The sequence below is a fragment of the Mycobacterium sp. RTGN5 genome (assembly GCF_033804465.1).
Classification (GTDB): domain Bacteria; phylum Actinomycetota; class Actinomycetes; order Mycobacteriales; family Mycobacteriaceae; genus Mycobacterium.
Map to the genome: position 1 here is coordinate 293,388 of NZ_JAPZLA010000002.1, position 24,493 is coordinate 317,880.

Annotated in this window: 23 protein-coding genes; 13 read left to right on the forward strand and 10 right to left on the reverse strand. The window is 68.3% G+C overall.

Annotation, left to right across the window (positions count from 1 at the left end):
- Positions 1 to 19 precede the first annotated feature (19 nt).
- The 3 genes from SLQ31_RS14005 to SLQ31_RS14015 all read right to left on the reverse strand — a co-directional run bounded on the left by SLQ31_RS14005 (position 20) and on the right by SLQ31_RS14015 (position 3,908).
- Positions 20 to 1,825, reverse strand: a complete 1,806-nt coding sequence (locus SLQ31_RS14005) for a hypothetical protein (protein ID WP_319433538.1) — start codon at positions 1,823 to 1,825, stop codon at positions 20 to 22.
- Between the two features lie 101 nt (positions 1,826 to 1,926).
- A complete protein-coding gene (locus SLQ31_RS14010) occupies positions 1,927 to 3,639 on the reverse strand; it encodes an alpha/beta hydrolase (RefSeq protein ID WP_319433540.1) in 1,713 nt (570 codons plus the stop codon).
- The gene (locus tag SLQ31_RS14015) at positions 3,636 to 3,908 is read right to left on the reverse strand and encodes a hypothetical protein (protein WP_319433542.1); all 273 of its coding nucleotides are present in this window, start codon (positions 3,906 to 3,908) and stop codon (positions 3,636 to 3,638) included. The genes SLQ31_RS14010 and SLQ31_RS14015 overlap by 4 nt, the downstream gene beginning before the upstream one ends.
- 116 nt (positions 3,909 to 4,024) lie before the next feature.
- Between SLQ31_RS14015 and pafA the strand changes: the two genes are divergently transcribed.
- The 7 genes from pafA (at position 4,025) to SLQ31_RS14050 (ending at position 12,362) form a co-directional block, all read left to right on the forward strand.
- Positions 4,025 to 5,383, forward strand: a complete 1,359-nt coding sequence (gene pafA, locus SLQ31_RS14020) for a Pup--protein ligase (protein WP_319433544.1) — start codon at positions 4,025 to 4,027, stop codon at positions 5,381 to 5,383.
- A 48-nt stretch (positions 5,384 to 5,431) separates the two neighbouring features.
- Positions 5,432 to 6,421, forward strand: coding sequence for a YafY family protein (locus SLQ31_RS14025; RefSeq protein WP_319433546.1), 990 nt, complete (start codon positions 5,432 to 5,434; stop codon positions 6,419 to 6,421).
- Positions 6,418 to 7,389 (forward strand): YafY family protein, encoded by a 972-nt coding sequence (locus SLQ31_RS14030; RefSeq protein WP_319433548.1) that lies wholly within the window; start codon positions 6,418 to 6,420, stop codon positions 7,387 to 7,389. The genes SLQ31_RS14025 and SLQ31_RS14030 overlap by 4 nt, the downstream gene beginning before the upstream one ends.
- A gap of 65 nt (positions 7,390 to 7,454) precedes the next feature.
- Complete coding sequence (gene tatA / locus SLQ31_RS14035; RefSeq protein ID WP_319434646.1) at positions 7,455 to 7,718, forward strand: Sec-independent protein translocase subunit TatA; 264 nt, start codon at positions 7,455 to 7,457, stop codon at positions 7,716 to 7,718.
- Positions 7,719 to 7,835: 117 nt separating this feature from the next.
- Entirely contained in the window at positions 7,836 to 8,699 is an 864-nt protein-coding gene (gene tatC / locus SLQ31_RS14040) for a twin-arginine translocase subunit TatC (protein WP_413642292.1), read from the forward strand.
- On the forward strand, positions 8,683 to 11,493 hold the full coding sequence (locus SLQ31_RS14045; RefSeq protein WP_319433552.1) for an RNA helicase: 2,811 nt from the start codon (positions 8,683 to 8,685) through the stop codon (positions 11,491 to 11,493). Before tatC ends, SLQ31_RS14045 begins: the two co-directional genes overlap by 17 nt.
- A gap of 56 nt (positions 11,494 to 11,549) precedes the next feature.
- The gene (locus tag SLQ31_RS14050) at positions 11,550 to 12,362 is read left to right on the forward strand and encodes a DUF4333 domain-containing protein (protein WP_319433553.1); all 813 of its coding nucleotides are present in this window, start codon (positions 11,550 to 11,552) and stop codon (positions 12,360 to 12,362) included.
- Here the strand turns inward: SLQ31_RS14050 and SLQ31_RS14055 are convergent, their stop codons facing one another.
- A complete protein-coding gene (locus SLQ31_RS14055; RefSeq protein ID WP_319433555.1) occupies positions 12,363 to 13,319 on the reverse strand; it encodes a 5'-3' exonuclease in 957 nt (318 codons plus the stop codon).
- Positions 13,320 to 13,348: 29 nt separating this feature from the next.
- On the opposite strand from SLQ31_RS14055, the gene SLQ31_RS14060 reads away from it, so the two are divergent.
- The gene (locus tag SLQ31_RS14060; RefSeq protein ID WP_319433557.1) at positions 13,349 to 13,741 is read left to right on the forward strand and encodes a VOC family protein; all 393 of its coding nucleotides are present in this window, start codon (positions 13,349 to 13,351) and stop codon (positions 13,739 to 13,741) included.
- On the opposite strand, the gene SLQ31_RS14065 is transcribed toward SLQ31_RS14060, so the two are convergent.
- A complete protein-coding gene (locus SLQ31_RS14065; protein WP_319433559.1) occupies positions 13,726 to 14,577 on the reverse strand; it encodes a hypothetical protein in 852 nt (283 codons plus the stop codon). The genes SLQ31_RS14060 and SLQ31_RS14065 overlap by 16 nt on opposite strands.
- A 35-nt stretch (positions 14,578 to 14,612) precedes the next feature.
- Here SLQ31_RS14065 and SLQ31_RS14070 point away from each other — a divergent pair, with 35 nt between their 5' ends.
- On the forward strand, positions 14,613 to 15,734 hold the full coding sequence (locus SLQ31_RS14070; RefSeq protein WP_319433560.1) for a Xaa-Pro peptidase family protein: 1,122 nt from the start codon (positions 14,613 to 14,615) through the stop codon (positions 15,732 to 15,734).
- On the opposite strand, the gene SLQ31_RS14075 is transcribed toward SLQ31_RS14070, so the two are convergent.
- Entirely contained in the window at positions 15,731 to 16,144 is a 414-nt protein-coding gene (locus tag SLQ31_RS14075) for a PPOX class F420-dependent oxidoreductase (RefSeq protein ID WP_319433561.1), read from the reverse strand. The genes SLQ31_RS14070 and SLQ31_RS14075 overlap by 4 nt on opposite strands.
- A 35-nt stretch (positions 16,145 to 16,179) precedes the next feature.
- Between SLQ31_RS14075 and SLQ31_RS14080 the strand changes: the two genes are divergently transcribed.
- From SLQ31_RS14080 to SLQ31_RS14095, 4 genes are read left to right on the forward strand one after another with little or no spacing between them, the layout of a single operon-like run.
- Entirely contained in the window at positions 16,180 to 16,929 is a 750-nt protein-coding gene (locus SLQ31_RS14080; RefSeq protein ID WP_319433563.1) for an SDR family NAD(P)-dependent oxidoreductase, read from the forward strand.
- Entirely contained in the window at positions 16,926 to 18,137 is a 1,212-nt protein-coding gene (cbiE, locus tag SLQ31_RS14085; protein ID WP_319433565.1) for a precorrin-6y C5,15-methyltransferase (decarboxylating) subunit CbiE, read from the forward strand. The genes SLQ31_RS14080 and cbiE overlap by 4 nt, the downstream gene beginning before the upstream one ends.
- Positions 18,134 to 18,889, forward strand: coding sequence for a precorrin-4 C(11)-methyltransferase (gene cobM, locus SLQ31_RS14090; RefSeq protein ID WP_319433567.1), 756 nt, complete (start codon positions 18,134 to 18,136; stop codon positions 18,887 to 18,889). Before cbiE ends, cobM begins: the two co-directional genes overlap by 4 nt.
- Entirely contained in the window at positions 18,889 to 19,614 is a 726-nt protein-coding gene (locus tag SLQ31_RS14095; RefSeq protein ID WP_319433569.1) for a cobalt-precorrin-6A reductase, read from the forward strand. Before cobM ends, SLQ31_RS14095 begins: the two co-directional genes overlap by 1 nt.
- Here the strand turns inward: SLQ31_RS14095 and SLQ31_RS14100 are convergent.
- The 4 genes from SLQ31_RS14100 to cobG all read right to left on the reverse strand — a co-directional run bounded on the left by SLQ31_RS14100 (position 19,611) and on the right by cobG (position 24,480).
- Positions 19,611 to 21,128 (reverse strand): amino acid permease, encoded by a 1,518-nt coding sequence (locus tag SLQ31_RS14100; protein WP_319433571.1) that lies wholly within the window; start codon positions 21,126 to 21,128, stop codon positions 19,611 to 19,613. The genes SLQ31_RS14095 and SLQ31_RS14100 overlap by 4 nt on opposite strands.
- 106 nt (positions 21,129 to 21,234) lie before the next feature.
- Positions 21,235 to 22,719: a precorrin-2 C(20)-methyltransferase gene (locus SLQ31_RS14105; RefSeq protein WP_319433573.1), complete on the reverse strand. Its 1,485-nt coding sequence runs from the start codon at positions 22,717 to 22,719 to the stop codon at positions 21,235 to 21,237.
- Positions 22,716 to 23,342 (reverse strand): precorrin-8X methylmutase, encoded by a 627-nt coding sequence (locus SLQ31_RS14110; RefSeq protein WP_319433574.1) that lies wholly within the window; start codon positions 23,340 to 23,342, stop codon positions 22,716 to 22,718. Before SLQ31_RS14110 ends, SLQ31_RS14105 begins: the two co-directional genes overlap by 4 nt.
- Positions 23,343 to 23,358: 16 nt before the next feature.
- Entirely contained in the window at positions 23,359 to 24,480 is a 1,122-nt protein-coding gene (gene cobG / locus SLQ31_RS14115; protein WP_319433576.1) for a precorrin-3B synthase, read from the reverse strand.
- Positions 24,481 to 24,493 lie beyond the last annotated feature (13 nt).

Sequence of the window (24,493 nt, forward strand, 5' to 3'; positions counted from 1 at the left end):
TCGGTTGTTGTGTGGGTTGTCAGAATCCGAGATTGTCAATGGCTCGCTGTGCCTGCTGGCGGCGGAACTCGCCAATGAACGGCGGGAGCGGATTGACCAGAACCTGGAGTCCGCCCTGCGACGTCGTCAGGACGTCGATGACGTCGACGTTGCCGTTGCCGGTCTGGTCTATCCCCGTCGGAATGCTGGCGATGAACACCGCGCCGTCGGGCACCTCTGGGTGAACGGGGTCGGCGCTCCCGCGCCAGAATGCTGTTGCGAGCCCGTTGTAGACTCCGTTGGCGATCTGGCCGCTGGCAATGCCGCTGGCGGTCACCCGATGCCAGTCCAGAGCTGCGATAAGGGTTTTCGCTGCCGGTGCGGTGAATGCGGGCAGCCAGACCAGACTGAATCGCAGACGCATCGTGATATCGAAATCGGTATCCGGCAACAGTCCGTTGTCGCGGAATCCATGAAGTGCGATCGTCACGAGCCGAGGCGAAGCGGCCCAGAAGCCGTAACTCCACGGTGACACCTCGACGATTTCGGTTTGGGGATGCAGGCCGAGACTCTGCCCCGCCCGGTGAACACCGTCATCGACGAACTTCCGAAACATGGTGCGGAGCCGGTCGGGTGAAAGATTGGCCACTACAGCCTCTTTCACACCGTCGGCAGTGGCGATCATCGCGCCGTTCTGGAACAGCGACCACGCCACTTTGGGATTGTCCGCTGGATAGAGACCCGGGACCCGATAGGTGTCGGCGACAGGGTAGCCGAGCGGGCCGTTTTCCCACCCGGCCGCCGCCCATCGGGCACGGACCAGACCGGTGATGATCATCGGACCGGTATCGGGGGTCCAGTAGATGGAGCCCATCTCAAAGTGGTTGTAGCGGCCAATGCCGTCGGGAGTGCCCGTCTCGTCCGTCGTCGGCAATCCGAGCTGCCCGATACCGTTGGCGGACTTGTATTTGGCCAGAATGTCACCGTGAACTTCGTGTGCTCCAGTCTTATTGCTGAAGTAAATGTTGTGGTCGGCGTAGCGAATGACGAAGCCACTGCCTGCGGTGCGCAATGAACCCCGCGGTGCGCCGGCGCCGATTTCGGCCGCCTTGCGCGTGATCTGCTTCTCGGCTTCCTCGCGGCGCATGGCCTCTTCCAGGAGGCTGCCGACATCGATGGCCTGCTTGAATATCTCGTCCGATGCAGTGAGCCAGGATGGTGAGTCGAGGACTCGGATCCCGCCGCGAACATCGATGTGATCGGTGCCTGCGCCGCCCTCGAGCACGACGGGATCCCGAAAGTCGCGCAATGTCTTGAGATGTGCGGACAGGCCTTCGAAGTGGACGCCTCGGAGTTGATCGCTGAGTTCGACGGCTTCGTGCAGCGTCGAGGCAAGGTCCGCGTCATCGGTGGCGGTCGCGAGGGCGGTCGCGAGAGCCGTTCCTTCGTCGATGAGGCGGTCCGCCGAGACGGAGTCGTCGGCCGTGCCGTCTGCCCGACCGGTCGTTGCCTGCGCCGCCAGCCAGGATGCATCGAGGACGAGCTGAGTGAACTGTGCCTTCAGCTCCGGTGTGCTGTCGAGGATGGGCGCGAGTGCGTCATAGTAGGCGGAATCGAGCTTGTCCAAACATCTGATCAGGTTCGATGCCCGGGCGTCGTCGCGGACTGTGCGTAGCGGCAGTGCCAACAGTGCGGCTGCGACCTCTCCTTGGTCGTGAACGAGTGACGCGGCGGCAGCGAGCGTCAGGCGAAGTCGGCCACCGTTCGACCTCGCGATGCGCACAGAATTGCCTCTTGCCCAACTTGTTTCAGTCGGAACGTTGTTCTTGGCTTCCGTGGTTGTCATCAGATGATGATGGCTCGCATCGGTGGTGGGTCGACAGAGTAGGGGGCTACTCGAATCCTCGGTTCGTCGACTGAGTAGTCGATGTCGGACACCTGATGGAATCAGCTCCTCACGCGAATGCCACGTCGGTCGCCGGTGATGACCGCCAAGATGTTGTGCCACGCGTCGGACGGCTCGTTGATGACGTCGCTGTGTGCCGAGGGCCCGGCCATCGGCGCACCCGTGAGGCGGCGTCCGGTATCCAACTGGATGACCCCGGGCATCTGGTCCGGGTCTGCGCCGTGCGGCCCGAACGGGATGCCCTGCACCAGGGCGATCGGATCGCCGGGCGCCGTCATGGAAAATCGCAGCACCGCGGGGTTGCGGTTGTGCCAGTCCGACGGATCATGAACTCCCACACCGGCTCCGGCGGCCTCGACGTAGACCACCCGATCGGCGGTCAGGCCAAAAAGTTCGGCAGTGCCCAGGATCGACCCGCCGTAGGAGTGCCCAACGTAGGTCACCGGGATTCCCCCCGCCCGTCGTTCCACATCCTCGCTGAACGCCACCAACCGCGGAGCCATCTGCAAGGCATGGCGGGGGTCGGCCGCGTCGGCGACACCGGCGACCAGCGGGCCCGTCGGGAAATGCCCGCCGAGGTAACTGATCATCGCCACGTCGCCGCCGGAGCCGGCGACGAATCGCCGTGCGGTCGCGACATCGTCGGCTGAACCGTCGAAGGTGGTGTTCAGCCCTGGCACCAGCACCGCCAGCGCGTGGGCCCGGCCGAGGTCGCCGGACAACTCGATGAGGGATTCCCGCTCGGGGTCGAACGCCAGGATCTGTCGCGGCACCCGGCGGGCGCGGTCCAGCGGATCGGGGACGTCGGCGAGCAGCGTCTCGTAGTACTCGACGAGGTGGCGGGCGTTGCGGTCATAGCCGGCGATGGTTGCGGCCCGCAGTGCCGGATCGACGTGCATTGTCGCCCAGAGTCGTTCGGCGTCGGCGGGGTCCAGGGTGGGCGCGACGGCGGCGCGTAGCTTCACCTCCTCGGGCGCAGCGAGGGTGCGGCGTTCGTCGAGGATCGCGTTGGCGATGTTGATCCGGTTGGCCGCGATGCGCATCTCCCAAGGCACACCATCGGTGTTGCCGACCTCGTGGGGCCTCTGTTCGATCAGGCGCTGCCGCTGGGCCTCCGACATCGCGGCGATCTGACCGGCGATGCTGTCCTGGCTCATGTGCGGCCAGTCGGCGACCGGATTGCCGGAAGCCCCGGCCGGCCGGACCGCCGCGGGGGCGAGCGCCGCGGCGTCGAACGCCGCGTCGATCGCCCCCGCGGCTTCGGCGTCGGCCGCGCCGAGCGCGCTCAGCGCGCCCTGCAGTACGCGAGTCAGCTCGGCTGCGCGCTCATCGAGCATCGCCAGGGCCGCCGAGTCCGAACCGCCGCTGCAGATCACCAGCAGCCCCGACGATTCCGACGGCCGCCCCACCGTCCCGTCGTCGGCGACCGGGCAGCTTTCGCCGCGAGCATCGGCCAAGACCGCCAGCACCCGGTCCCGGCGGCGACCGATGACGTCGGCAGCGTCCCGGGCTTCCGCGGCGGCCAGGATCAGCGCCCGGCACATCCGGCGCAATCCTGCGGCGGTCGGACCGATGGCGTGGCGGGCCGCAGCCGCGGCGGACCCGGTGAACACTCCAGAGGTGGCGGCCATCGCCTCGTCGACGGCGTCGGCCTGGGCCTGCAGCCGGCCCGCAGCGCTGTCCCACTCGTCGGCCAGTTCGGTCAGCGCCTCCGGTCGCCAGGTGAGCACCTGGGCGACAGTCAGGTGGGTCACTGCGGTGGGAGTCGTTCGGCGCCGGCGATGTCGGCGGCGGCCAGTTCGTCGACCGATCGGCGGGCGGAGCAAACCCAATCCTGTACGGCCGCACCGAGTCGGCGCACTTCAGCGGTGACACGCCGGGGCGTATCCACATTGCCCAGCGCAGAACCCGGTAATGCCTCGAGACCGGGTATCGGGATGGCCGCAAGTTCGTCAGCGCTGCGGGTCAGGCGGTCCGTGAGCGCCCTCAGCGTGGCGATATCGACGGCGACCGGCTCGGGCACGGCTCATGCTGGCACGCCACGCCGAACGGCGTTCTCAACAATCCACAGGCACTCCGAACGCGTTTCGCTGACCGCTTGGCCACCACTGGCGCAAACCAACCAGTAGGCTCGGTGTCGTGCAGCGCAGAATCATGGGCATCGAAACCGAATTCGGTGTCACCTGCACGTTCCACGGCCATCGCCGGCTCAGTCCGGACGAGGTAGCCCGGTATCTGTTCCGCCGGGTGGTGTCGTGGGGCCGCAGCTCGAACGTGTTCCTACGCAACGGTGCGCGGTTGTACCTCGACGTGGGTAGCCACCCGGAGTACGCCACCGCCGAGTGCGACAACCTGATACAGCTGGTCACTCACGACCGCGCTGGTGAACGGGTGCTCGAAGACCTGCTCATCGACGCCGAACAGCGCCTGGCCGACGAGGGCATCGGCGGCGACATCTACCTGTTCAAGAACAACACCGATTCGGCGGGGAACTCCTACGGCTGCCACGAGAACTACCTGATCGTGCGCGCGGGGGAGTTCTCCCGGATTTCCGATGTGCTGTTGCCGTTCCTGGTCACCCGCCAGCTGATCTGCGGCGCCGGCAAGGTGTTGCAGACACCCAAGGCCGCCACGTTCTGCCTGTCACAGCGCGCCGAACACATCTGGGAAGGGGTGTCCAGCGCGACCACCCGATCCCGCCCGATCATCAACACCCGCGACGAACCGCACGCCGATGCCGAGAAGTACCGCCGGCTGCATGTGATCGTCGGCGACTCCAACATGTGCGAGTCCTCGACCATGCTCAAGGTCGGCACCGCCTCGCTGGTGCTGGAGATGATCGAGGCCGGTGTGGCGTTCCGCGATTTCTCGCTGGACAACCCGATCCGCGCCATCCGCGAGGTCAGCCACGACCTGACCGGCCGCAGGCCGGTGCGGCTCGCAGGCGGGCGGCAGGCCAGTGCGCTGGACATCCAGCGCGAGTACTACGCCCGCGCGGTCGAGTACCTGCAGACCCGCGAGCCCAACACCCAGATCGACCAGGTCGTCGACCTGTGGGGGCGTCAGCTCGACGCGGTCGAGAGCCAGGATTTCGCGAAGGTGGACACCGAGATTGACTGGGTGATCAAGCGCAAGCTGTTCCAGCGCTACCAGGATCGCTACAGCATGGAGCTGTCCGACCCCAAGATCAGCCAGCTCGACCTGGCGTACCACGACATCAAGCGCGGCCGCGGCGTGTTCGATCTGCTGCAGCGCAAGGGTCTGGCGACCCGGATTACCACCGACGAGGAGATCGAGGCCGCCGTCGACACCCCGCCGCAGACCACCCGGGCCAAGCTCCGTGGCGAGTTCATCAGCGCCGCTCAGGAGGCCGGCCGCGATTTCACCGTGGACTGGGTGCACCTCAAGCTCAACGACCAGGCGCAGCGCACCGTGTTGTGCAAGGACCCCTTCCGCTCGGTGGACGAGCGGGTCAAGCGGCTCATCGCCAGCATGTGACAAGCGCGCCGCACGAGCGACGCGTTTATCCCGGCTAAGGTCTTCCGAGTGGCGACATCCAAGGTCGAGCGGTTGATGAATCTCGTCATCGCGCTGCTGTCCACTCACGGCTACATCACCGCCGAACGCATCCGCTCTCATGTGGCCGGTTATGCCGAGAGCCCGAGCGACGAAGCGTTCTCCCGGATGTTCGAACGCGACAAAAACGAGCTGCGTGACCTCGGCATCCCGTTGGAGACCGGCAGGGTCTCGGCGTTCGACCCCACCGAGGGATATCGCATCAACCGCGACGCCTACGCGCTGCCCGACGTCGAGCTGACCGACGAGGAGGCGGGCGCCGTGGCGATCGCCACCCAGCTGTGGGAGTCGCCCGAGCTGATCACCGCGACCCAGGGTGCGCTGCTGAAATTGCGTGCCGCCGGCGTCGACGTCGACCCCGATGCCGCCGTCGCGATCACCACCGCCGCGGGCCCGACCGGGCTGCGCGGATCCGAGGATGTGCTGGGAAACCTGTTGGCGGTCATCAATTCCGGCCAGGCGGTGCAATTCCGGCACCGTTCCCTGCCGACCGATCCCTATACCGAGCGCACCGTGGAGCCGTGGGGCGTGGTCACCGACAAGGGCCGCTGGTACTTGGTCGGCCATGACCGGGACCGCAACGCCACCAGGACGTTTCGGTTGTCCCGCATCGACGCCGATATCAAAACCGTTGGGGCGCCGGGATCGGTGACCCGGCCGGACGGCGTCGACCTGCGGGCGATCGTCGCTCAGGTCATCAGCGAGGCGCCCAGCGGGGTGCAGGCTTCGGTGTGGGTGGCCGATGGCCGCGCAACGTCGTTGCGCCGCAACGGCAGATCGGCCGGCGCACGCACTATCGGAGGGCGTGCCGGAGAAGTCATCGAACTCGACATCGGCACCCGCGACCGGCTCGCCCGCGAGGTCGCGGGCTACGGAGCCGACGCCCTGGTGCTGGACCCGGCCGCACTGCGCGACGACGTGGTGGCGCGGCTGCGAGCACAGGCGGGAGAGGGCGCATGACACCGGTTTCCACGCGTTTGGTGCGGCTGCTGAACATGGTGCCGTACCTGAAGGCCAACCCCAGCATCACCTACGACGAGGCCGCCGCCGATCTCGGCGTGAGCCGCAAGCAACTCCAGCAGGACCTCGACCAGCTCTGGATGTGCGGCCTGCCCGGCTACGGCCCAGGTGACCTGATCGACTTCGAATTCTCCGGGGACACCATCAAGGTGACGTTCTCGGCGGGCATGGACGAGCCGCTGCGGCTGACCTCACCGGAGGCCACCGGCCTGCTGGTGGCGCTGCGCGCGCTGATCGACATCCCCGGTGTGGTCGACCCGCAGGCCGCGCTGTCCGCGATCGCCAAAATCGAGTCGGCGGCGGGCACCGTCAGCCACGACCACACCCACGCCGCCGCCGCGGTGCAGGAACGGGCACCCATCGAAAGTGAGACGGCCGCAGCGGTCCGCGCGGCGGTCCGCGACGGTCGCGCGCTGCGCATCGAGTACTACTCGGCGTCGCGGGACACCCTGTCCAGCCGGATCGTCGACCCCATCCGGGTGGTGCTGGTCGGCGATCACAGCTATCTGAACGCCTGGTCACCCGACGCCGACGGGGTGCGACTGTTCCGCTTCGACCGCATCGTCGAGGCGACCGTGCTCGACCAGGCCGCCGTCCCGCCTGAGCCGGCCGTGCAGGCACCGCCGGACACCTCCTTGTTCGACGCCGACCCCTCTCTGCCTGCCGCGACCCTGCTGCTGGCCCCCGCGGCGTCGTGGATGCTCGAGTACTACCCGATGCGGATCGTCGAAGAGCTGCCCGACGGCTACCACAAGGCCGTCATGACCTACGCCTCCGAGGAGTGGATGACCCGGGTGCTGCTGGGATTCGGCGCCGACGTCCGGGTGTTCGAGCCCGAATCGTTGGTGACCCGGGTGCGCCAGGGGGCGGCGTCGGCGCTGGCCGCCTACGCCGAGCTCACCGGCTGACCTGCATCCCGGCTCGTCAGGGGGCCGGTGGGGTAGCATCGAACCAACTTCTGGAGGTGACCAAATTGGGTGCTCTACAACCGTGGCACTGGCTGATTCTCATCGCCGTGGTCGTGCTGCTCTTTGGGTCGAAGCGGTTGCCTGACGCTGCTCGCTCGCTGGGCAAGTCGATGCGCATCTTCAAGTCAGAGGTCAAGGAGCTGCAGGCCGAGGGCAAGACGGATACTCCCGTCACGCCCGCGCAGCCGCCCACCCAGGTTCAGTCCGAGCGCGTCGAGGCACCGGTGACACCGCCGGCCCAGAGCCACACCGACGCCAAACCGGCCTGAATCCGACCACGATCAGGCGCTCGTGCGCCGTAGTTAGACGCTGCCGTGCGCACCCCTAAAATCCTGTCGCGGCTCGACCCGCGACAGCGCAAAAGCCGCACCAATCCCGACGGGACGATGTCGCTTGTCGACCACATCCGGGAGCTGCGGACCCGCCTGCTGATCTCGATCGGCGCCATCGCGCTGACCACCATCATCGGCTTCCTCTGGTACAGCCACGGCTTCCTCGGGGTGGAGAGCCTGGGTGAATGGTTGCGCGAGCCCTACTGCTCGCTGCCGCAGTCGGCGCGTGCCGATATCAGCGCCGACGGCGGCTGCCGGCTGCTGGCGACCGCGCCCTTCGACCAGTTCATGCTGCGACTCAAGGTCGGTCTGACCGCAGGCATCGTGCTGGCCTGCCCGGTGTGGCTGCACCAGTTGTGGTCGTTCATCACCCCCGGCCTATACCGCAATGAGCGCCGCTTCGCGTCGGTGTTCGTCTTCTTCGCGGCACTGCTGTTCATGTCCGGCACGGTGCTGGCCTACTACGTCCTGTCCAAGGCACTGCACTTTCTGCTGACGGTCGGCAGCGACGTTCAGGTCACCGCGCTGTCCGGTGACGAATATTTCGGCTTTCTGATCAACCTGCTGCTGATCTTCGGCGTCAGCTTCGAATTCCCGCTGCTGATCATCATGCTCAATCTGATCGGCATGCTGCCGTACACCAAGCTCAAGTCGTGGCGCCGCGGCCTGATCTTCGGGGTGTTCGTCTTCGCCGCGTTCGCCACGCCCGGCTCCGATCCGTTCTCGATGCTGGCACTCGGCCTGGCGCTGACGGTCCTGCTGGAGTTCGCGATCCAGATCGCCCGTCTCAATGACCGGCGAAAAGCCAAGCGGGAAGCGCAGGCCGAGATTCCCGACGACCAGGCCGCACCCATCGAGGCGCCCACTCCGGTAGCCGCCCCGGCGTCGTTCGCGGCACAGCATGACGACATCACCTGAGTTGGGCTCCCAACTCAGGGAGTTCACCGAGCTGCTGCCGTTTCGGCTCGATCCGTTCCAGTCGCAGGCGTGTGAGGCACTCGAACGCGGCCACGGCGTGCTGGTGTGCGCACCGACCGGTGCGGGCAAGACGGTCGTCGGCGAGTTCGCCGTACATCTGGCGTTGGCGGCGGGCCGAAAGTGCTTCTACACCACGCCGATCAAGGCGCTGAGTAACCAGAAGCACAACGATCTGGTGCGCCGCTACGGCGCGGAGAATATCGGCCTGCTGACCGGTGACCAGTCGATCAACGGCGACGCGCCGGTGGTGGTGATGACCACCGAGGTGCTGCGCAACATGCTGTACGCCGGATCTGATGCGCTGCATGGACTTTCGCATGTGGTGATGGACGAGGTGCACTTCCTGGCCGACCGGATGCGCGGCGCGGTGTGGGAAGAGGTGATTCTGCACCTGCCCGAGGATGTGCGGCTGGTCAGCCTGTCGGCCACGGTCAGCAATGCCGAGGAGTTCGGTGGCTGGATCCAGACCGTGCGCGGCGACACCACTGTCGTCGTCGACGAGCACCGGCCGGTGCCGCTGTGGCAGCACGTGCTGGTCGGCAAGCGGATGTTCGACCTGTTCGATTACGACGGCGAGGGAAAGCAACACCTCGTCGACCCGGACCTGATCCGGCACATCGCGCATCGCCGTGAGGCCGAACGGCTCACCGATTGGGAGCCGCGACGGCGCGGGCAGGGACGGCCGAACGGCCGATCGAGCCTGTATCGCCCGACGGCACGCCCCGATGTGATCGCCTCGCTCGACCGCGAGGGGCTGTTGCCGGCCATCACGTTCATCTTCTCCCGCGCCGGCTGCGATGCCGCGGTCAAGCAGTGCCTGCGCAGCCCGCTGCGGCTGACCAACGACGAGGACCGCAAGCGAATCGCCGAGGTAATCGACCGCCGCTGTGGCGATCTCGCCGTTTCCGACCTGGTGGTGCTCGACTACTACGAATGGCGTGAGGGCCTGCTGCGTGGGCTGGCCGCTCACCACGCCGGCATGCTGCCGGTGTTCCGGCACACCGTCGAGGAGCTGTTCACCGCCGGTCTGGTCAAGGCCGTCTTCGCGACGGAGACGCTGGCGCTGGGCATCAACATGCCGGCCCGCACCGTGGTGCTGGAGAAGCTGATCAAGTTCAACGGCGAACAGCACATGCCGCTGACGCCGGGGGAGTACACGCAGTTGACCGGGCGTGCGGGGCGGCGCGGGATCGATATCGAGGGCCACGCCGTCGTGCTGTGGCACCCGGATGTGGAGCCTGCCGAGGTCGCCGGGCTGGCCTCGACGCGCACGTTCCCGCTGAAGAGTTCGTTCGCGCCGTCGTACAACATGACGATCAACCTGGTGAACCAGATGGGCCCCGAGCAGGCCCACGAGCTGTTGGAGCGATCGTTTGCGCAGTTCCAGGCCGACCGATCGGTCGTCGGGCTGGTCCGCGGTGTCGAGCGCGGCGAGAAGATGCTCGGCGAGATCGCCGCCGAGATGGACTGGGACCGCCGGGCGAAGCCCGACCGCGAGCCGGCCATCCTCGACTACGTCCGGCTGCGGGCCAAGATCAGCGAGCGGGAGCGGGCGCAATCCCGGGCGTCGCGGCTGCAGCGCAGGCAGGTCACCGCCGATGCGCTGGCCGCGTTGCGTCGCGGCGACATCATCAACATCAACCAGGGGCGCCGCGGCGGGTTAGCCGTCGTGCTCGAGCCGGCCAACGACCCGTCCGATCCGCGTCCGCTGGTGTTGACCGAAAACCGTTGGGCCGGAAGGGTTTCCTCTGCTGACTTCGCCGGAATTACGGCACCGCTGGGGTCGATGTCGCTGCCCAAGCGGGTCGAGCATCGCCAGCCGAGGGTGCGCCGGGACCTCGCCTCAGCGTTGCTTTCGGCGTCGACCGGGCTGATGGTGCCGTCCGCCCGTAGACGACGTGGCGAGAGCGACGAGCCGGCCGACCTCGACCCGGAGCTGCTGTCGCTGCGCGAGGCGATGCGCAAGCATTCCGTGCACGGGCTGGCCGACCGGGAAGCCAAGGTGCGCATCGGTGAGCGCTATCTGCGGGTGGAACGCGACAACGAGCAGATCCGCAACAAGGTCACTGCGGCGACCAATTCCCTGGCCCGCACGTTCGACCGGATCGTGGGGCTGCTGACCGAGCGCGGGTTTATTACCTTGGGGCAGGAGCGCAGCGACCCGGGGATGGACGGAGCCAAGGGCGATGGAGATCCAAAGGTGACCGCCGACGGCCGGCTGCTGACGCGGATCTACAACGAGAGCGATCTGCTGGTGGCCGAATGCCTGCGCACCGGAGTCTGGAAGGGGCTGGCACCGGCCGAGTTGGCCGCGGCGCTCTCGGCGATGGTGTTCGAAACCCGGGGCAGCGACGGCCCCACCCCTGCGCACGCGATCGACATGCCCACCCCGAAGGTGCGCCGCGCCCTGGTCGAGACGCGGCGGCTGTCCGCGCAGTTACGCGCCGACGAGAATCGGCACCGGATCACCCAGACCCGCGAGCCCGACGAGGGATTCGTCCCCGCTGTGTACCGCTGGGCGACGACCGGCGACTTGGCTGCCGCCCTGGCCGCCTCCGATGTGGCCGGTGGCGGCACGCCCCTGCCCGCGGGGGACTTCGTGCGGTGGTGCCGCCAGGTGCTCGATCTGCTCGACCAGGTGCGCAACGCCGGGCCGGAAGCCGGTCTGCGGAGCACCGCGAAACGCGCCATTGACGACATCCGGCGCGGCGTCGTTGCTGTTGATGGCGGGTAGGCTCGTGCAAACGCTACGGTGGGAGCGGCGAATCGCTACCAGATCAAGGAGAGACGATGAGCGGACCGCAGGGTTCTGACCCAAACCCCTGGCAGGGCCAGCCCGCCCAGGGTCAGGATCAGCCCGCCCCCGGCTCCGAGCAGCCCACGCCGGCGTGGCAGCAGCCGGATACATCTGGCGGCGAGACCCCGGCCTGGCAGCAGCCGACCGGCGAGCCGCCGGCGTGGCAGCCGCCCGCGTACACCCCGCAGCAGTACCCGCAGTACGGCCAGCAGCCGACGCAGGGGTACCCGCAGCAGCCCTACCAGGCGCCGGCCGAATACAACCCGGGCGCCTACGGCCAGCCGGGCCAGTACGGCCAGCCGGGCCAGCCAGGTCAGCCCGGCCAGTACGGGCAGCCGCAGTACGGCCAGTACCCCCAGCAGCCGGGCCAGTACCCGCAGCAACCGGGCCAGTACCCGCAGCAGCCGGGCGATCCCAACCAGCCCGGGCAGTACGCGCCCTACCCGTCCGGCGGCGAGGAAGCCGCCAAGAAGTCGTCGGCCGTGATCTTCACCGTCATCGGTGTGCTGGCCGCGATCGTCGTTGCCGTCGTGCTGGTGCTCGGCTTCTGGAAGCCCGGCTTCTTCGTCACCACCAAGCTGGACATCGGCAAGGCACAGGGCGGCGTGCAGCAGATCCTCACCGACGAGACCAACGGCTACGGCGCCAAGAACGTCAAGGACGTCAAGTGCAACAACGGCGCGAACCCCACGGTCAAGAAGGGTGACACGTTCACCTGCGAGGTGAGCATCGACGGCACCAAGCGCCAGGTGACGGTGACGTTCCAGGACGACAAGGGCACGTACGAGGTCGGCCGGCCGAAGTAGCTAGTCGGGGAGCGCGTCGAGCGCTTTCTGCAGGCGTCCGATCGACGAACCGACGCCGTACGCGTGGGCCAGTTCGGCAACGCGGGCGGGGTCGGCGGCCGAAAGCGGTAGCCGATCGTCGGCAGTGGACAACTCGACGGGCGCATCGCGGGCCACCAGCACCACCGGACCGGCCGCCTCGATGTATTCGGTGGCGGCCAGCAACTTGGCGCGAAAAGCCTTGGACAGCTTGGATTTCGGGTCGTGCGCGGCCGCCAAGATAGCTTCCAGCGAGCCGTACTGAGCGAGCAGCGTGGCCGCGGTCTTCTCCCCGACACCGGGGACTCCGGGCAGCCCGTCGGACGGATCACCGCGCAGCAGCGCCAGCTCGGCGTAGGCGGGCCCGGCCCGGTGGACCGGCACGCCGTAGCGCTCGGCGACCTCGGCCGGCCCGAACATCGTCGCGTTGGCCAAACCCCGGCCCAGATACAGCACCCGCACCGCGACCGGGTCGTCGCCGACCAGCTGCAGCAGATCGCGGTCACCGCTGACGACCACGACGGGATCGCGTTTTTCGGCAACGGCCAGCGTGCCAAGCACGTCGTCGGCCTCGAAGCCCTCCGCGCCCGCGGTGGCGATCCCGAACGCGTCGAGCAGCTCCATGATCATGTCGACCTGTGGGCTCAGCGCGTCCGGCACTTCCTCCAAATCCGCTTCACCGCTGGGCTTTTCCTGAGCAACCCGATGGGCCTTGTACGAAGGGATCGCGTCCACCCGGAACTGCGGGCGCCAGTCCAGATCCAGGCAGACCACCAGCCGGCCCGGACGTTCCCTGGTGATCAGCGTCGCCACGCTGTCGAGGAAACCGCGCAGGGCATTGACCTGCCTGCCGTCCGGCGCGGTGATCGACGAGGGAACGCCGAAGAACGAACGAAACCACATGCTGGCGCCGTCGAGCAGCAACACCGGTGCAGACATGCCAGCCATCCTGCCAGTAGCGTTGGCGTATGTCGTTCGCCATCGAACGGATCGATCACGTGGTGCTCAACTGTCGTGACGTCGACGCGGTCGCCGACTGGTACGTCCGCGTCCTCGGCATGCGCCGCGAGGTGTTCTCCGGCACCAGGGTGGCACTGCGATTCGGCGATCAAAAGCTCAATCTGCGGCCCACCGGAGCACCGGACTGGCACACCGCGGAGGTGGATGCCCCCGGATCGGTGGATCTGTGTTTCATCACCACGGCCCCACCCGACGACGTCGCGGCTGCGTTGCGTGACGCCGGGGTGGAGATCACCGAGGGTCCGGTCACCAAGAACGGTGCGCTGGGTCCGATGACGTCCTACTATTGCCGCGATCCCGAGGGAAATCTGGTCGAGATCGCGAATTACCCTCGGCCATAACGGAATACATAGGATCCGGCGGTGATCGGTTTGTCGCCTGCGCCTTCGTCATAGATCGTGGCGCGCACCGCGACGGTACCGTCGGCGCCGAGGATCGGATCCGCATCGACGCGGAACGGGCCGAATTTGCCCCGCGCCAGGAACATCACATGCGAGCTGACGCCCTGCAGCTGATCGGTGCCCACCAGCGTGGCCGCTGCGTCCAGGGCGGCGGTCTCCAGCACCACGAACTGCGGTCCGATGTGCAGCGCGGCATCCGGAGAGGCCACCTCGACGGACAATTCGGGCAGTGCCCAGACCCCGCCGGGCCTGCGGGCGGCGCCGAACACCTGCCAGAGCGGCGGCAGGTCAGGGGAGTCGACGACCTCGATGGGGTTGAGTTCCATCTTCCCCAGCCCCTCGGGCGGTACACCGATGCTGATGCCCTGGCCCTCGTTGAGCGCCAGCACCCGAGTCGGGTTGTCGGCGTCCACGATCCGGGACCGGCTGTAGGACATCTGCCTGCCGCGCTTGAGGTCCTCGGACTGGATCTCGATGCGGCGCACGTCGCGGCCGGGATCGAGCACCTGGATGGACACGACGACCGGGTTGGGCACCGCCTCACGATCGGAGACCAGCCCGCTGTCCGGTGAGACGATGCCCAGCACCGCCAGGAACAGCCCGCCCGTCGGATTGCGCATGTCGTGGCGGATCGCGACGGTGTCTTGCGCGCCCACGTCCATCGACGAGTAGCTGCGCCCCAGGTAGCGGTAGCTGAGCAGGCCGCCCCAGCGCCGGTTGAGTTCGGCGGCGTAGGCCGCGGGGTCGTCGGTGAGCTCACGGATGTCGCGCAGCATCGCGTCATCGTATGCCTGCCGCTAGCCTGGCTGGCATGAGCGCGAGCCGTTTCAGCAGCGATGTTTATGCCCGCCGGCTTGCCGCCGCAGCAGCCCTGGCCGCCGATGCCGATCTGGCCGGGCTGGTCATCACTCCCGGCTACGACCTGCGGTACCTCGTCGGCTCGGCGGCCCAGACCTTCGAGCGGCTGACCGCGCTGGTGGTCCCGGCGACCGGCGAGCCGATGATGGTCGTACCCCGCCTCGAGCTGGCCTCGCTGAAGGAATCTGCCGTTCTCGATCTGGGTCTGCTCGTGCAGGACTGGGTGGACGGCGAAAACCCCTACGACATCGTCGCGGTCGCGCTCGGCGGGCACGCCCGCGTCGCGGTCACCGACTCGATGACCGCGCTGCACCTGTTGCCGCTGGCCGAACGATTCGGTTCGACCCCGGTACTGGCCACCGACGTGTTGCGCTCGCTGCGGATGGTCAAGGATCCGGCGGAGATCGACGCGCTGCGCAAGGCGGGTGCGGCGATCGACCGGGTGCACGCCCGGGTGCCGGAATTCTTGGTACCCGGCCGCACCGAAGCCGACGTCGCCGACGATATCGCCAAAGCCATTGTGGCCGAGGGGCATTCATCGGTGGCTTTCATCATCGTCGGCTCCGGTCCGCACGGTGCCGACCCGCACCACGAATGCTCCGAGCGGGTGCTGGAGGCCGGCGACATCGTCGTCGTCGATATCGGCGGGCCCTACGCTCCCGGCTACAACTCCGACTGCACCCGTACCTACAGCCTCGGCGAGCCCAGCGCCGAAATCGCCGAACAGTACGCGGTGTTGCAGCGCGCGCAGGCCGCTGCGGTCGCGGCGGTGCGTCCCGGCGTGACGGCCGAGCAGGTCGATGCGGCCGCCCGAGATGTGCTGGCCGACGCCGGGCTGGCCGAGTACTTCGTGCACCGCACCGGGCATGGCATCGGGCTCTCGGTGCACGAGGAGCCCTACATCGTGGCGGGCAACGATCTGCCGCTGACCGAGGGGATGGCGTTCTCCGTCGAGCCGGGTGTCTATTTCCCGGGCCACTGGGGCGCCCGCATCGAGGACATCGTGATCGTCACCGCCGACGGCGCGCTGGCCGTCAACACCGGCCCGCACGAGCTGACAGTGGTGCCGGTCTAGCTCTTCGAGTGATCCAGCAGCCCCGAGGAGCCGAGCACCCGGGTGACGTGCACCTCGATGACGACACGCTTCGGGTTGACCCGCGGGGTGCGGTAGCGCTGGGCGTACCGCAGCTCGGCGTCGCGGACGGCCCCGGGATCGCGATTCACACTGGCTGTGCCCTCGAGCGATAGCCAGCGTGCGCCGTCGACCTGGGACAGCACGCCGACTGCGGATCGCTCGGCGTTGATGGCCTTTTGCGAGCCGTCGCTGGTGATGACGCGGGCGATGTGGGTTTTGGGATCGAAGGTGAAGCCGACAGCCACCACGTGTGGTGAGGTGTCCGAGCGCAGGGTTGTCAGCATCGCGAGGTGGCGTTCGGTGAGGAAGGCCAGCGCGTCGCTGGTCAGCCGGGTCGTTGAGTTGCCCATCGGAGTCGAGGCTACTGCAGTGAATAATCACAGCCGTGAATGACACGGGGGCCGGTCCGGTCGTGATTTTCGGCGGCCGCAGCGAGATCGGCGTCGAAGTCGCCGAGCGGTTGGCGTCCGGCGCCACCGTGGTGCTTGCTGCCCGGCGTTCCGATCAGCTTGACGAGCAGGTCAGTGCGGTGCGCGCCGCGGGAGCGACGGCGGTGCACGCCGTCGAGTTCGACGCCGACGACCTTGCTTCGCACGGCCCGCTGATCGAGCGGCTGGTGGCCGAGCACGGCGCGATCGGCACCGCTGTGCTGGCGTTCGGGATCCTCGGTGATCAGACCCGCGCCGAAGCCGACGCGGTCCACGCCGTCGCGGTCGTGCACACCGACTACGTGGCTCAGATCAGCCTGCTGACCCACCTGGCGTTGGCCATGCGTGCAGCAGGCGCGGGATCGCTGGTGGTGTTCTCCTCGATCGCCGGGGTGCGTGGGCGGCGCGCCAACTATGTCTACGGCTCGGCTAAGGCCGGGCTCGACGCCTTCGCCAACGGGCTGGCCGACGCGCTGCACGGCAGCGAGGTGCGGCTGCTGGTCGTGAGACCCGGGTTCGTCGTCGGGCGGATGACGCAGGGCATGGACCCGGCGCCGCTGTCCCGCACACCCGCCCAGGTGGCCGACGCGACCGTCCGCGCGCTGCGTAAGGGCCGTCGCCGGGTCTGGGTACCCGCGCCTCTCGCGCTGCTGGCTTTCGCGTTTCGGATGACGCCGCAGTTCGTGTGGCGGAGGATGCCCCGGTGAGCCGGATCATCGTCGTTGGCATCGGCGCCGACGGCATGGCCGGGCTGGCGCCGGTGCCGAGTACCGAATTACGCCGGGCGACAATCATTTACGGATCTCGGCGGCAGCTGGATTTGCTCGATGACACTGTCACCGCGGAACGCAGGGAATGGGGCAGGCCGTTCCTGGACGGGCTGTGTGCGATTCGCGACACCGATGAGGACGTGCACGTGGTGGCCAGCGGCGATCCGATGCTGCACGGCGTCGGCGCCTCACTGATCCGCGTCTGCGGAGCCGATCGGGTGACGGTGCTGCCGCACGTGTCGAGTGTGACGCTGGCCTGCGCCCGGCTGGGTTGGTCGGTCCAGGACACCGAGGTGATCAGCCTGATGAATGCGCGGCCGCACGCCGCGGTGCGCCGCGGCGGCCAGGCGATCGTGCTGTGCCGCGACGGTTCGGAGCCCGGCGCGCTGGCGACCGTGTTCGCCGATGCGGGCCTGGGTGACTCGCGGATGACGGTGTTGGAGCAGCTCGGCGGTCCGGCCGAACGCAGGCGCGACGGCACCGCCCAGGACTGGGCCAGCGCACCGCCCGGCGGCGTCGATGATCTGAACGTGGTCGCCGTCCGCTACCTGCCCGACGAGCGTCTGCTGTCGGTGCTGCCTGACGACGCGTTCGCCCACGACGGGCAGCTCACCAAACAGTCGATGCGCGCGGTCACATTGGCGGCGTTGGCACCCCGCCCCGGGGAGCTGTTGTGGGATGTCGGCGCCGGTTCGGGAAGCATTGCTATCGAGTGGTGTCGAAGTGGATCAGCCTGCGCTGCGGTGGCATTCGAGCGCGATGAGCAGCGGCGTGCCCGGATTGTCGCGAACGCCTTCACGTTCGGGGCGAACGTCGAGGTGCGCGGCGCGGCACCCGAGGCGTTCGCCGACGCCGACTTGACCGACGACGGCGTCACCGGTGTGCCGGATCCGGCGGCGATCTTCATCGGCGGTGGGCTCACGACACCTGGGCTGCTGGACGCGTGCCTGCAGCGACTGCCCAGCGGCGGTCGACTGGTCGTCAACACCGTCACGGCAGAATCCGAAGTCGTTCTTCTGCAATACTATTCGAAGCTCGGCGGCCAGCTGCGACGCTTCCAGCACTATCGTGGCGAGGCGGTGGGTGGCTTCACCGGCTGGCGGCCCGCCATGCCCGTCACCCAGTGGGTGGTACGCAAGCCATGACGGTCTACTTCATCGGCGCCGGGCCTGGCGCGGCTGACCTGATCACCGTGCGTGGTCAGCGACTGCTGCAACGCTGCCGGGTGTGCCTGTACGCCGGCTCGATCATGCCCGAGGACTTGCTGGCCCTGTGCCCCGACGACGCCAAAGTCGTCGACACCGGTCCGCTGACTCTGGAGCAGATCATCTCCGAGCTGGCCGACGCCGACGCCGCCGGCCACGACGTGGCGCGGCTGCACTCCGGGGACCCCTCCATCTACAGCGCGCTGGCCGAGCAGTGCCGCCACCTTGATGCACGCGGCATCGACTACGAAATCGTCCCTGGCGTGCCGGCATTCGCGGCCGCCGCCGCGGCGCTCGGGCGCGAACTCACAGTGCCGGGAGTGGCGCAGACCGTGACGCTGAGCCGGGTATCGACGCTCTCGACCGCGATGCCCGACGGCGAGGATTTGATCACCCTCAGCCAGCCCGGCGCGACGCTGGTGCTGCACCTGGCTGCGCACCGGATCGACGCGATCGTGCCGCAGCTGCTTGAGGGCGGCTACCGGCCGGACACCCCGGTCGCCGTCGTCGCCTTCGCCAGCTGGCCGCGGGAGGTCGTGCTGCGCGGCACGCTGGCCGATATCGCCGGGCAGATGCACGACGCGCAGATCACCAAAACGGCGGTGATCGTCGTCGGCGATGTGCTTGCCGCCGAAGGGTTCACGGACAGTTACCTGTATTCCTCGGGCCGGTCCCGGGGAAGCAGGCACTGATGCGGATCCTGCTGCTGGGCGGCACCGGGGAGGCGCGCGCGCTGGCGACCCGGCTGCACCCGGACTACGACATTGTCAGCTCGCTTGCCGGACGGGTGCCCGACCCAGCGCTGCCGGTCGGACCGGTCCGCGTCGGTGGCTTCGGTGGTGTGGCGGGTCTGCGACAGTGGTTGGACGACAACGAGATCGGTGCCGTCGTCGACGCCACCCACCCGTTCGCGGCGACCATCACCGCACATGCCGCCCAGGCGTGCGCCGAACTGGGAATGCCGCACCTGGTGCTGTCCCGTGCCGCCTGGGAGGCCGCTGGCGCGGTGCGGGTGGCCTCCGACGTCGAGGCCGCGCACGTCGTTGCCGACCAGCACTATTCGCGGGTGTTCCTCACCACCGGGCGCTCCGGGGTGGCCCCGTTCACCTCGAGCCACGCGTGGTTCCTGATCCGGGTGGTGACGCCACCCGATGCGGTGCTGCTGCCGTGCAACCACGAGGTGCTGCTGTCGCGGGGGCCATACGACTACGCCGATGAATGTGCACTGTTGCGGGACAACCGAATCGACGTGCTGGTGACCAAGAACAGCGGGGGAGAGCTGACCGAGGCCAAGCTCAGAGCGGCGGCCGACCTGGGCATTGCCATTGTGATGATCGACCGGCCGCCGCTGCCGACCGGAGTCGACGTGGTCGGCACGGTGGACGAGGCCGTCAACTGGGTACGACGGCTGTCCTAGGCGTCCGACGCGACGTCGGATTCGCGGCTTTTCGACGCCGCGGCGTCGGCTTCGCGGGAGTAATGCGGGTCGGTCGCCAGCCGGCTCTTCCGGCGGCCGTGGATGAAGTAGACCACCAGACCGATCACCATCCAGATGCCGAACCGGATCCACGTCCCAGCCGGCAGGTTCAGCATCAGGTAGAACGCCGTCAGTACGGCGAGCACCGGCACTACGGGCACACCCGGGCACCGGAACGCGCGCTCGAGATCAGGCCGGGTGCGCCGCAACACGATCACGCCGATGGCCACCAGCACGAAGGCGAACAGGGTGCCGATGTTGACCAGTTCGGCCAGCGCCGTCAACGGCACGAAGGTGGAGATCAGGGCGACCACGATGCCGGTCAGCAGGGTGGTGCGCACTGGGGTGCCGAACCGCGGGCTGACTTTCGCGAACGTCGCGGGAAGGAGGCGGTCGCGGCTCATCGCGAAGAACACCCGGCTCTGGCCGAGCATGAGGATCATCATGACCGTCGTCAGCCCGAGCAGGGCGCCGACCGAGATGACGTTGGCGAAGCCGGGATGACCGACCGACCGGAACGCCTCCGCCAGTGGGGCGTCGACCTTGATGTCGGTGTACTTGACCATTCCGGTGACCACCAGCGACACCGCGACGTAGAGGATGGTGCAGATGCCCAGTGAGGCGAAGATGCCGATCGGCATATCGCGCTGCGGCTTCTTGGTCTCCTCAGCCGCGGTGGCGACGATGTCGAATCCGATGAAGGCGAAGAACACCAGCGCGGCGCCGGTGAAGATGCCGCTGATCCCAAACGCACCCGGGGCCAGGCCGATGTCCTGCAGAAGCGACGGGGTGGCCGCGCCGCCTGAGGCCGCCGGCGAGCCGGACGGCGGGATGAACGGCGAGTAATTGGCGGCCTTGATGAAGAACGCGCCGGCCACGATGACCAGCAGGACGATGGCCACCTTGATCACCACAAACACGAGGTTGACCTGTGAGGAGATCTTGATCCCGAGGCAGAGGACAGCGGTGAGGATCAGCACGATGGCCGCAGCGACAAGGTTGTGCCCGTCGCCGTAGGCGAAGTCGGGAATGGTGATCCCGATGCCTTTCATCACGTCGGCGAAGTAACTGGACCAGCCGACGGCCACCGTGCTCGCGCCAAGGCCCAGTTCCAGGATCAGGTCCCAGCCGATGATCCAGGCGACGAGCTCGCCGAGGCTCGCGTAGGAAAAGGTGTATGCCGAGCCCGCGACCGGCACGGTGCTCGCGAATTCGGCGTAGCACAGCGCGGCCAGCGCGCAGGCGATGCCGGCGAACACGAAGGACAGCGCGATGGCCGGGCCGGCTTTCTCGCCGGCGGCTTCTCCGGTGAGGACGAAGATGCCGGTCCCGATGACCACGCCGACGCCGAACACCGTCAGCTGCAGCGGCCCCAGTTCCTTGCGCAGTTGATGTTCGGATTCCTCGGTGTCGGCGATGGACTGTTCGACCGACTTGGTGCGTGTGAGATTCATGGCGCTCCACCCGTTGCGTACGTGCCCCGCTATCCAGGCAACTGACAGGTGGGGCGGCTGGGGGAGAAGTGCCCGTGTTGACGCAGAAGCAAACCGGCCGGGATCGTCAGCTCGGATAGCGCCGCGGGGTGAACACCGTGTCGCCGTACCACTGCGTCTGCGACGAACCGACGATCAGCAGGCATCGCATGTCGACATCGGCCGGATCCAGGTCGCCCAACCGCACGATCTTCACCGATTCGCGCGGCCCGGCGATGTCGCGGCCGATCACCACCGGGGTGCCCGGTTCGCGGTGTTCCAGCAGCAGGTCTCGCATGGCCGCGACCTGCCAGGTGCGGCTCTTCGATGCCGGGTTGTATACCGCCAGAACCAGATCGGCCTGTGCAGCCGCCGATAGCCGGCCCGCGATGACGTCCCACGGCTTGAGCCGGTCCGACAGCGAGATCACCGCATAGTCGTGACCCAGCGGAGCACCGACCCGGCTGGCGACCGCCTGCGCGGCCGTCATCGCCGGGATCACCCGCACCGCAACATCCGGCCACTGTTTGGCTTCCTCGAGCACGGCGGTGGCCATCGCGAACACCCCGGGATCGCCGGAAGAAATGACCGCGACCGCGCGGCCCTGCTCGGCCAGTTCGCACGCCAGCCGCGCCCGCTCCGGTTCGTCGGTGTTGTCGCTGGGATGACGACGCTGCCCTGGCTGCGCGGGCACCCGGTCCAAGTACGGTCCGTAGCCGATCAGGTCGGTGGCCGCCGCCAGCTCCTGGCGGCTCTGCGGCGTCATCCAGTCCACGTCGCCGGGACCAAGGCCCACCACCGCGACGCCACCGATGGCCGGTTTCACGCGACCACTTCTGCCTAATGTCGCCGACCCTCCGGCTCCGCCCGGCAGGATCGCCAGCGAGAAGTACGGCACGCCGGCCGCGTCGACCTCGGCGGCCGGCAGCACCCGCTGCGCGTCGGTGCTGGCGCGTTCGACGTAGAACGCCTCGTCTAGCCGTCCGGCCATCGAAAGCGCTTCCCGCACTTGGGGATATGAGCGGCCGAGTTTGAGTATCACCGCCGCGTCGGCGTCGGCGAGGCGACGGGCCAGCTCGCGCACCGGCATGGTGCCCGGCAAAATCGAGAGCACCTCGTCGCCGGTCACCAGGGGAGTGGCGATCGCCGCCGAGGCGGCGCTGACCGACGTCACGCCAGGGATGATCACCGCGCTGAACCGCTCGGTCAGCCGGGTGTGCATGTGCATGTAGGAGCTGTAGAACAGCGGATCGCCCTCGGCCAGCAACGCGACATCGCGCCCGGCATCCAGATGTGCGGCGATGCGCTCGGCCGACTCCCGGTAGAAACCCTCCATCGCACCCGCGTAGCCGCCGGGGTGCTCGGTGGTCTCGACGGTCACCGGATAGGTCAGGTGTTCCTCGATCTGGCCGGCGCGCAAGTAGGGCTCGGCGATGCGCCGCGCGATGCTGCGGCCGTGCCGGGCGCTGTGATAGGCCACCACGTCGGCGGCGCCGATGATCCGTGCGGCCTTGACCGTCACCAGTTCCGGATCGCCCGGGCCAAGCCCGACGCCGTAGAGAGTCCCAGTCATTCGCGTTCACTCGCAATCGCATTCACCGCGGCGGCGGCCATCGCGCTGCCACCCCGACGACCCGTCACCACCAGGTACTCCATCCCGCGCGGTCGGTCGATCAGCTCCTGCTTGGACTGCGCGGAGCCGACGAACCCGACTGGTCCGCCCAGCACCGAGACCGGCCCGGGCACCCCGTCGTCGATCAGCTCCAGCAGCCGGAACAGCGCGGTCGGCGCGTTGCCCATGGCCACCACCGCTCCGGTAAGCCGGTCGGCCCACAGCTCCACACCCGCCGCCGAGCGGGTGTTGCCGCGGCGCTGGGCCAGCTCGGCCGCCCGCGGATCGGCCACCAGGGACACCACCTCATTGCCCGCAGGCAGGCGTGCGGCGGTGATACCGGCCGCGACCATCGACGAGTCGCACAAGATCGGCGCCCCTGCCAGCAGGGCGGCGTGCGTCGCAGCGACCACGCCGGGCGTGAACGCGACATGCTCGGCGACGTCGACCTGCCCGCAGGTGTGGATCAACCGGACGACCACACGCGCGACATCCTCGGGGAACGCCGTCAGATCGGCTTCGGCGCGAATCGTCGCGAACGACTGCCGGTAGATCTCGGCGGCGTCGCGGATGTAGTCGAGCACGCGATCACCCTACGACCTACCGCGATGCTGGTCGGAACCCCTCCGTGGTCGCCACGAACACCTGCCCGGTCGGCGGGCTGCCGCACGCCCGCTCGCAGCCCACGTAGTGCACGTGCCCGCCCGCCCGTCCATCTACGCCTTCGCTTGCCACCCGGGTCGCCTCGGCCCGCACGTCCGCCAGCGACTTCTCGCATCCTGGGCTGCCCACACAGGAACTGATGTCCAGCCACGGCGAGCTCTCGTCGAATACCAGCCCCATCGGGGCGAGCACCCGCAACGCCGTGTCGGCCACCCCGTCGGACATATCGCACACCAGCAGGGAGCGCCACGGGGTGATGACCACCGGCGCGTCGATGGCGGCAACGAACTCGGCCTGCCGCGCGGTCAGCACGCCCAGGGGGACCGCCGCGCCCAGCGCCACTCCGCCGTCGTCCTGGGCGATCCAGCCGACCGGCGGGCGCACCACCGGCGGGTACGTCGTTCCAGCGGGCGCTGTCACGTCGAAATCCGACACCAGCGCGGATGGATCATCCAATTCCGCTATCCGCCAAGACTTTCCACGGACCTCGACGAACCGGCGGGCGACCGTGAGCAACGCGACGACCACCTCGCTCGTCGCGAGCCGGATTCCGGTGTCGCGTCCTGCCAGGAGCAGCGCCACACCGTCGGGCACCACATGCGCACCGACGTCGGCGCCCAGGCCGGAGATGTCACCGCGGCCGTCGTCGATGCCGAACAGGAACCGGCCCGGTAGACGCGCCAGGTCGGGGTCGGCCCGGATGGCGATGTCCAAATCGGTCACCCACGGCCGCACATCGGCCAGCCCGCCGACCCGGCCGGACAGCGGGGAGGCGACGATATTGCGCACCCGCTCGTGGGTCGGTGAGGGCAGCAGGCCGGCCGCGGCCGCAGCGTCGGCGACCGCCGTCGCGTCCCGCACCCCGCGCAGCTGCAGATTGCCCCGCACAGTCAGCTCCAGCGTGCCGTTACCGAACTCGGTCGCGGTGTGCGCCAGTGCTTCCAGCTGTGCGGCAGTGATCATCCCGCCCGGCAGTCGCAACCGGGCCAGCGCGCCGTCGGCGGCCTGGTGCACCTGCAGCGCACCGGGGCAGGCGTCGTCGTCGCGCATTCGCTCCACCCGTCCACCGTAC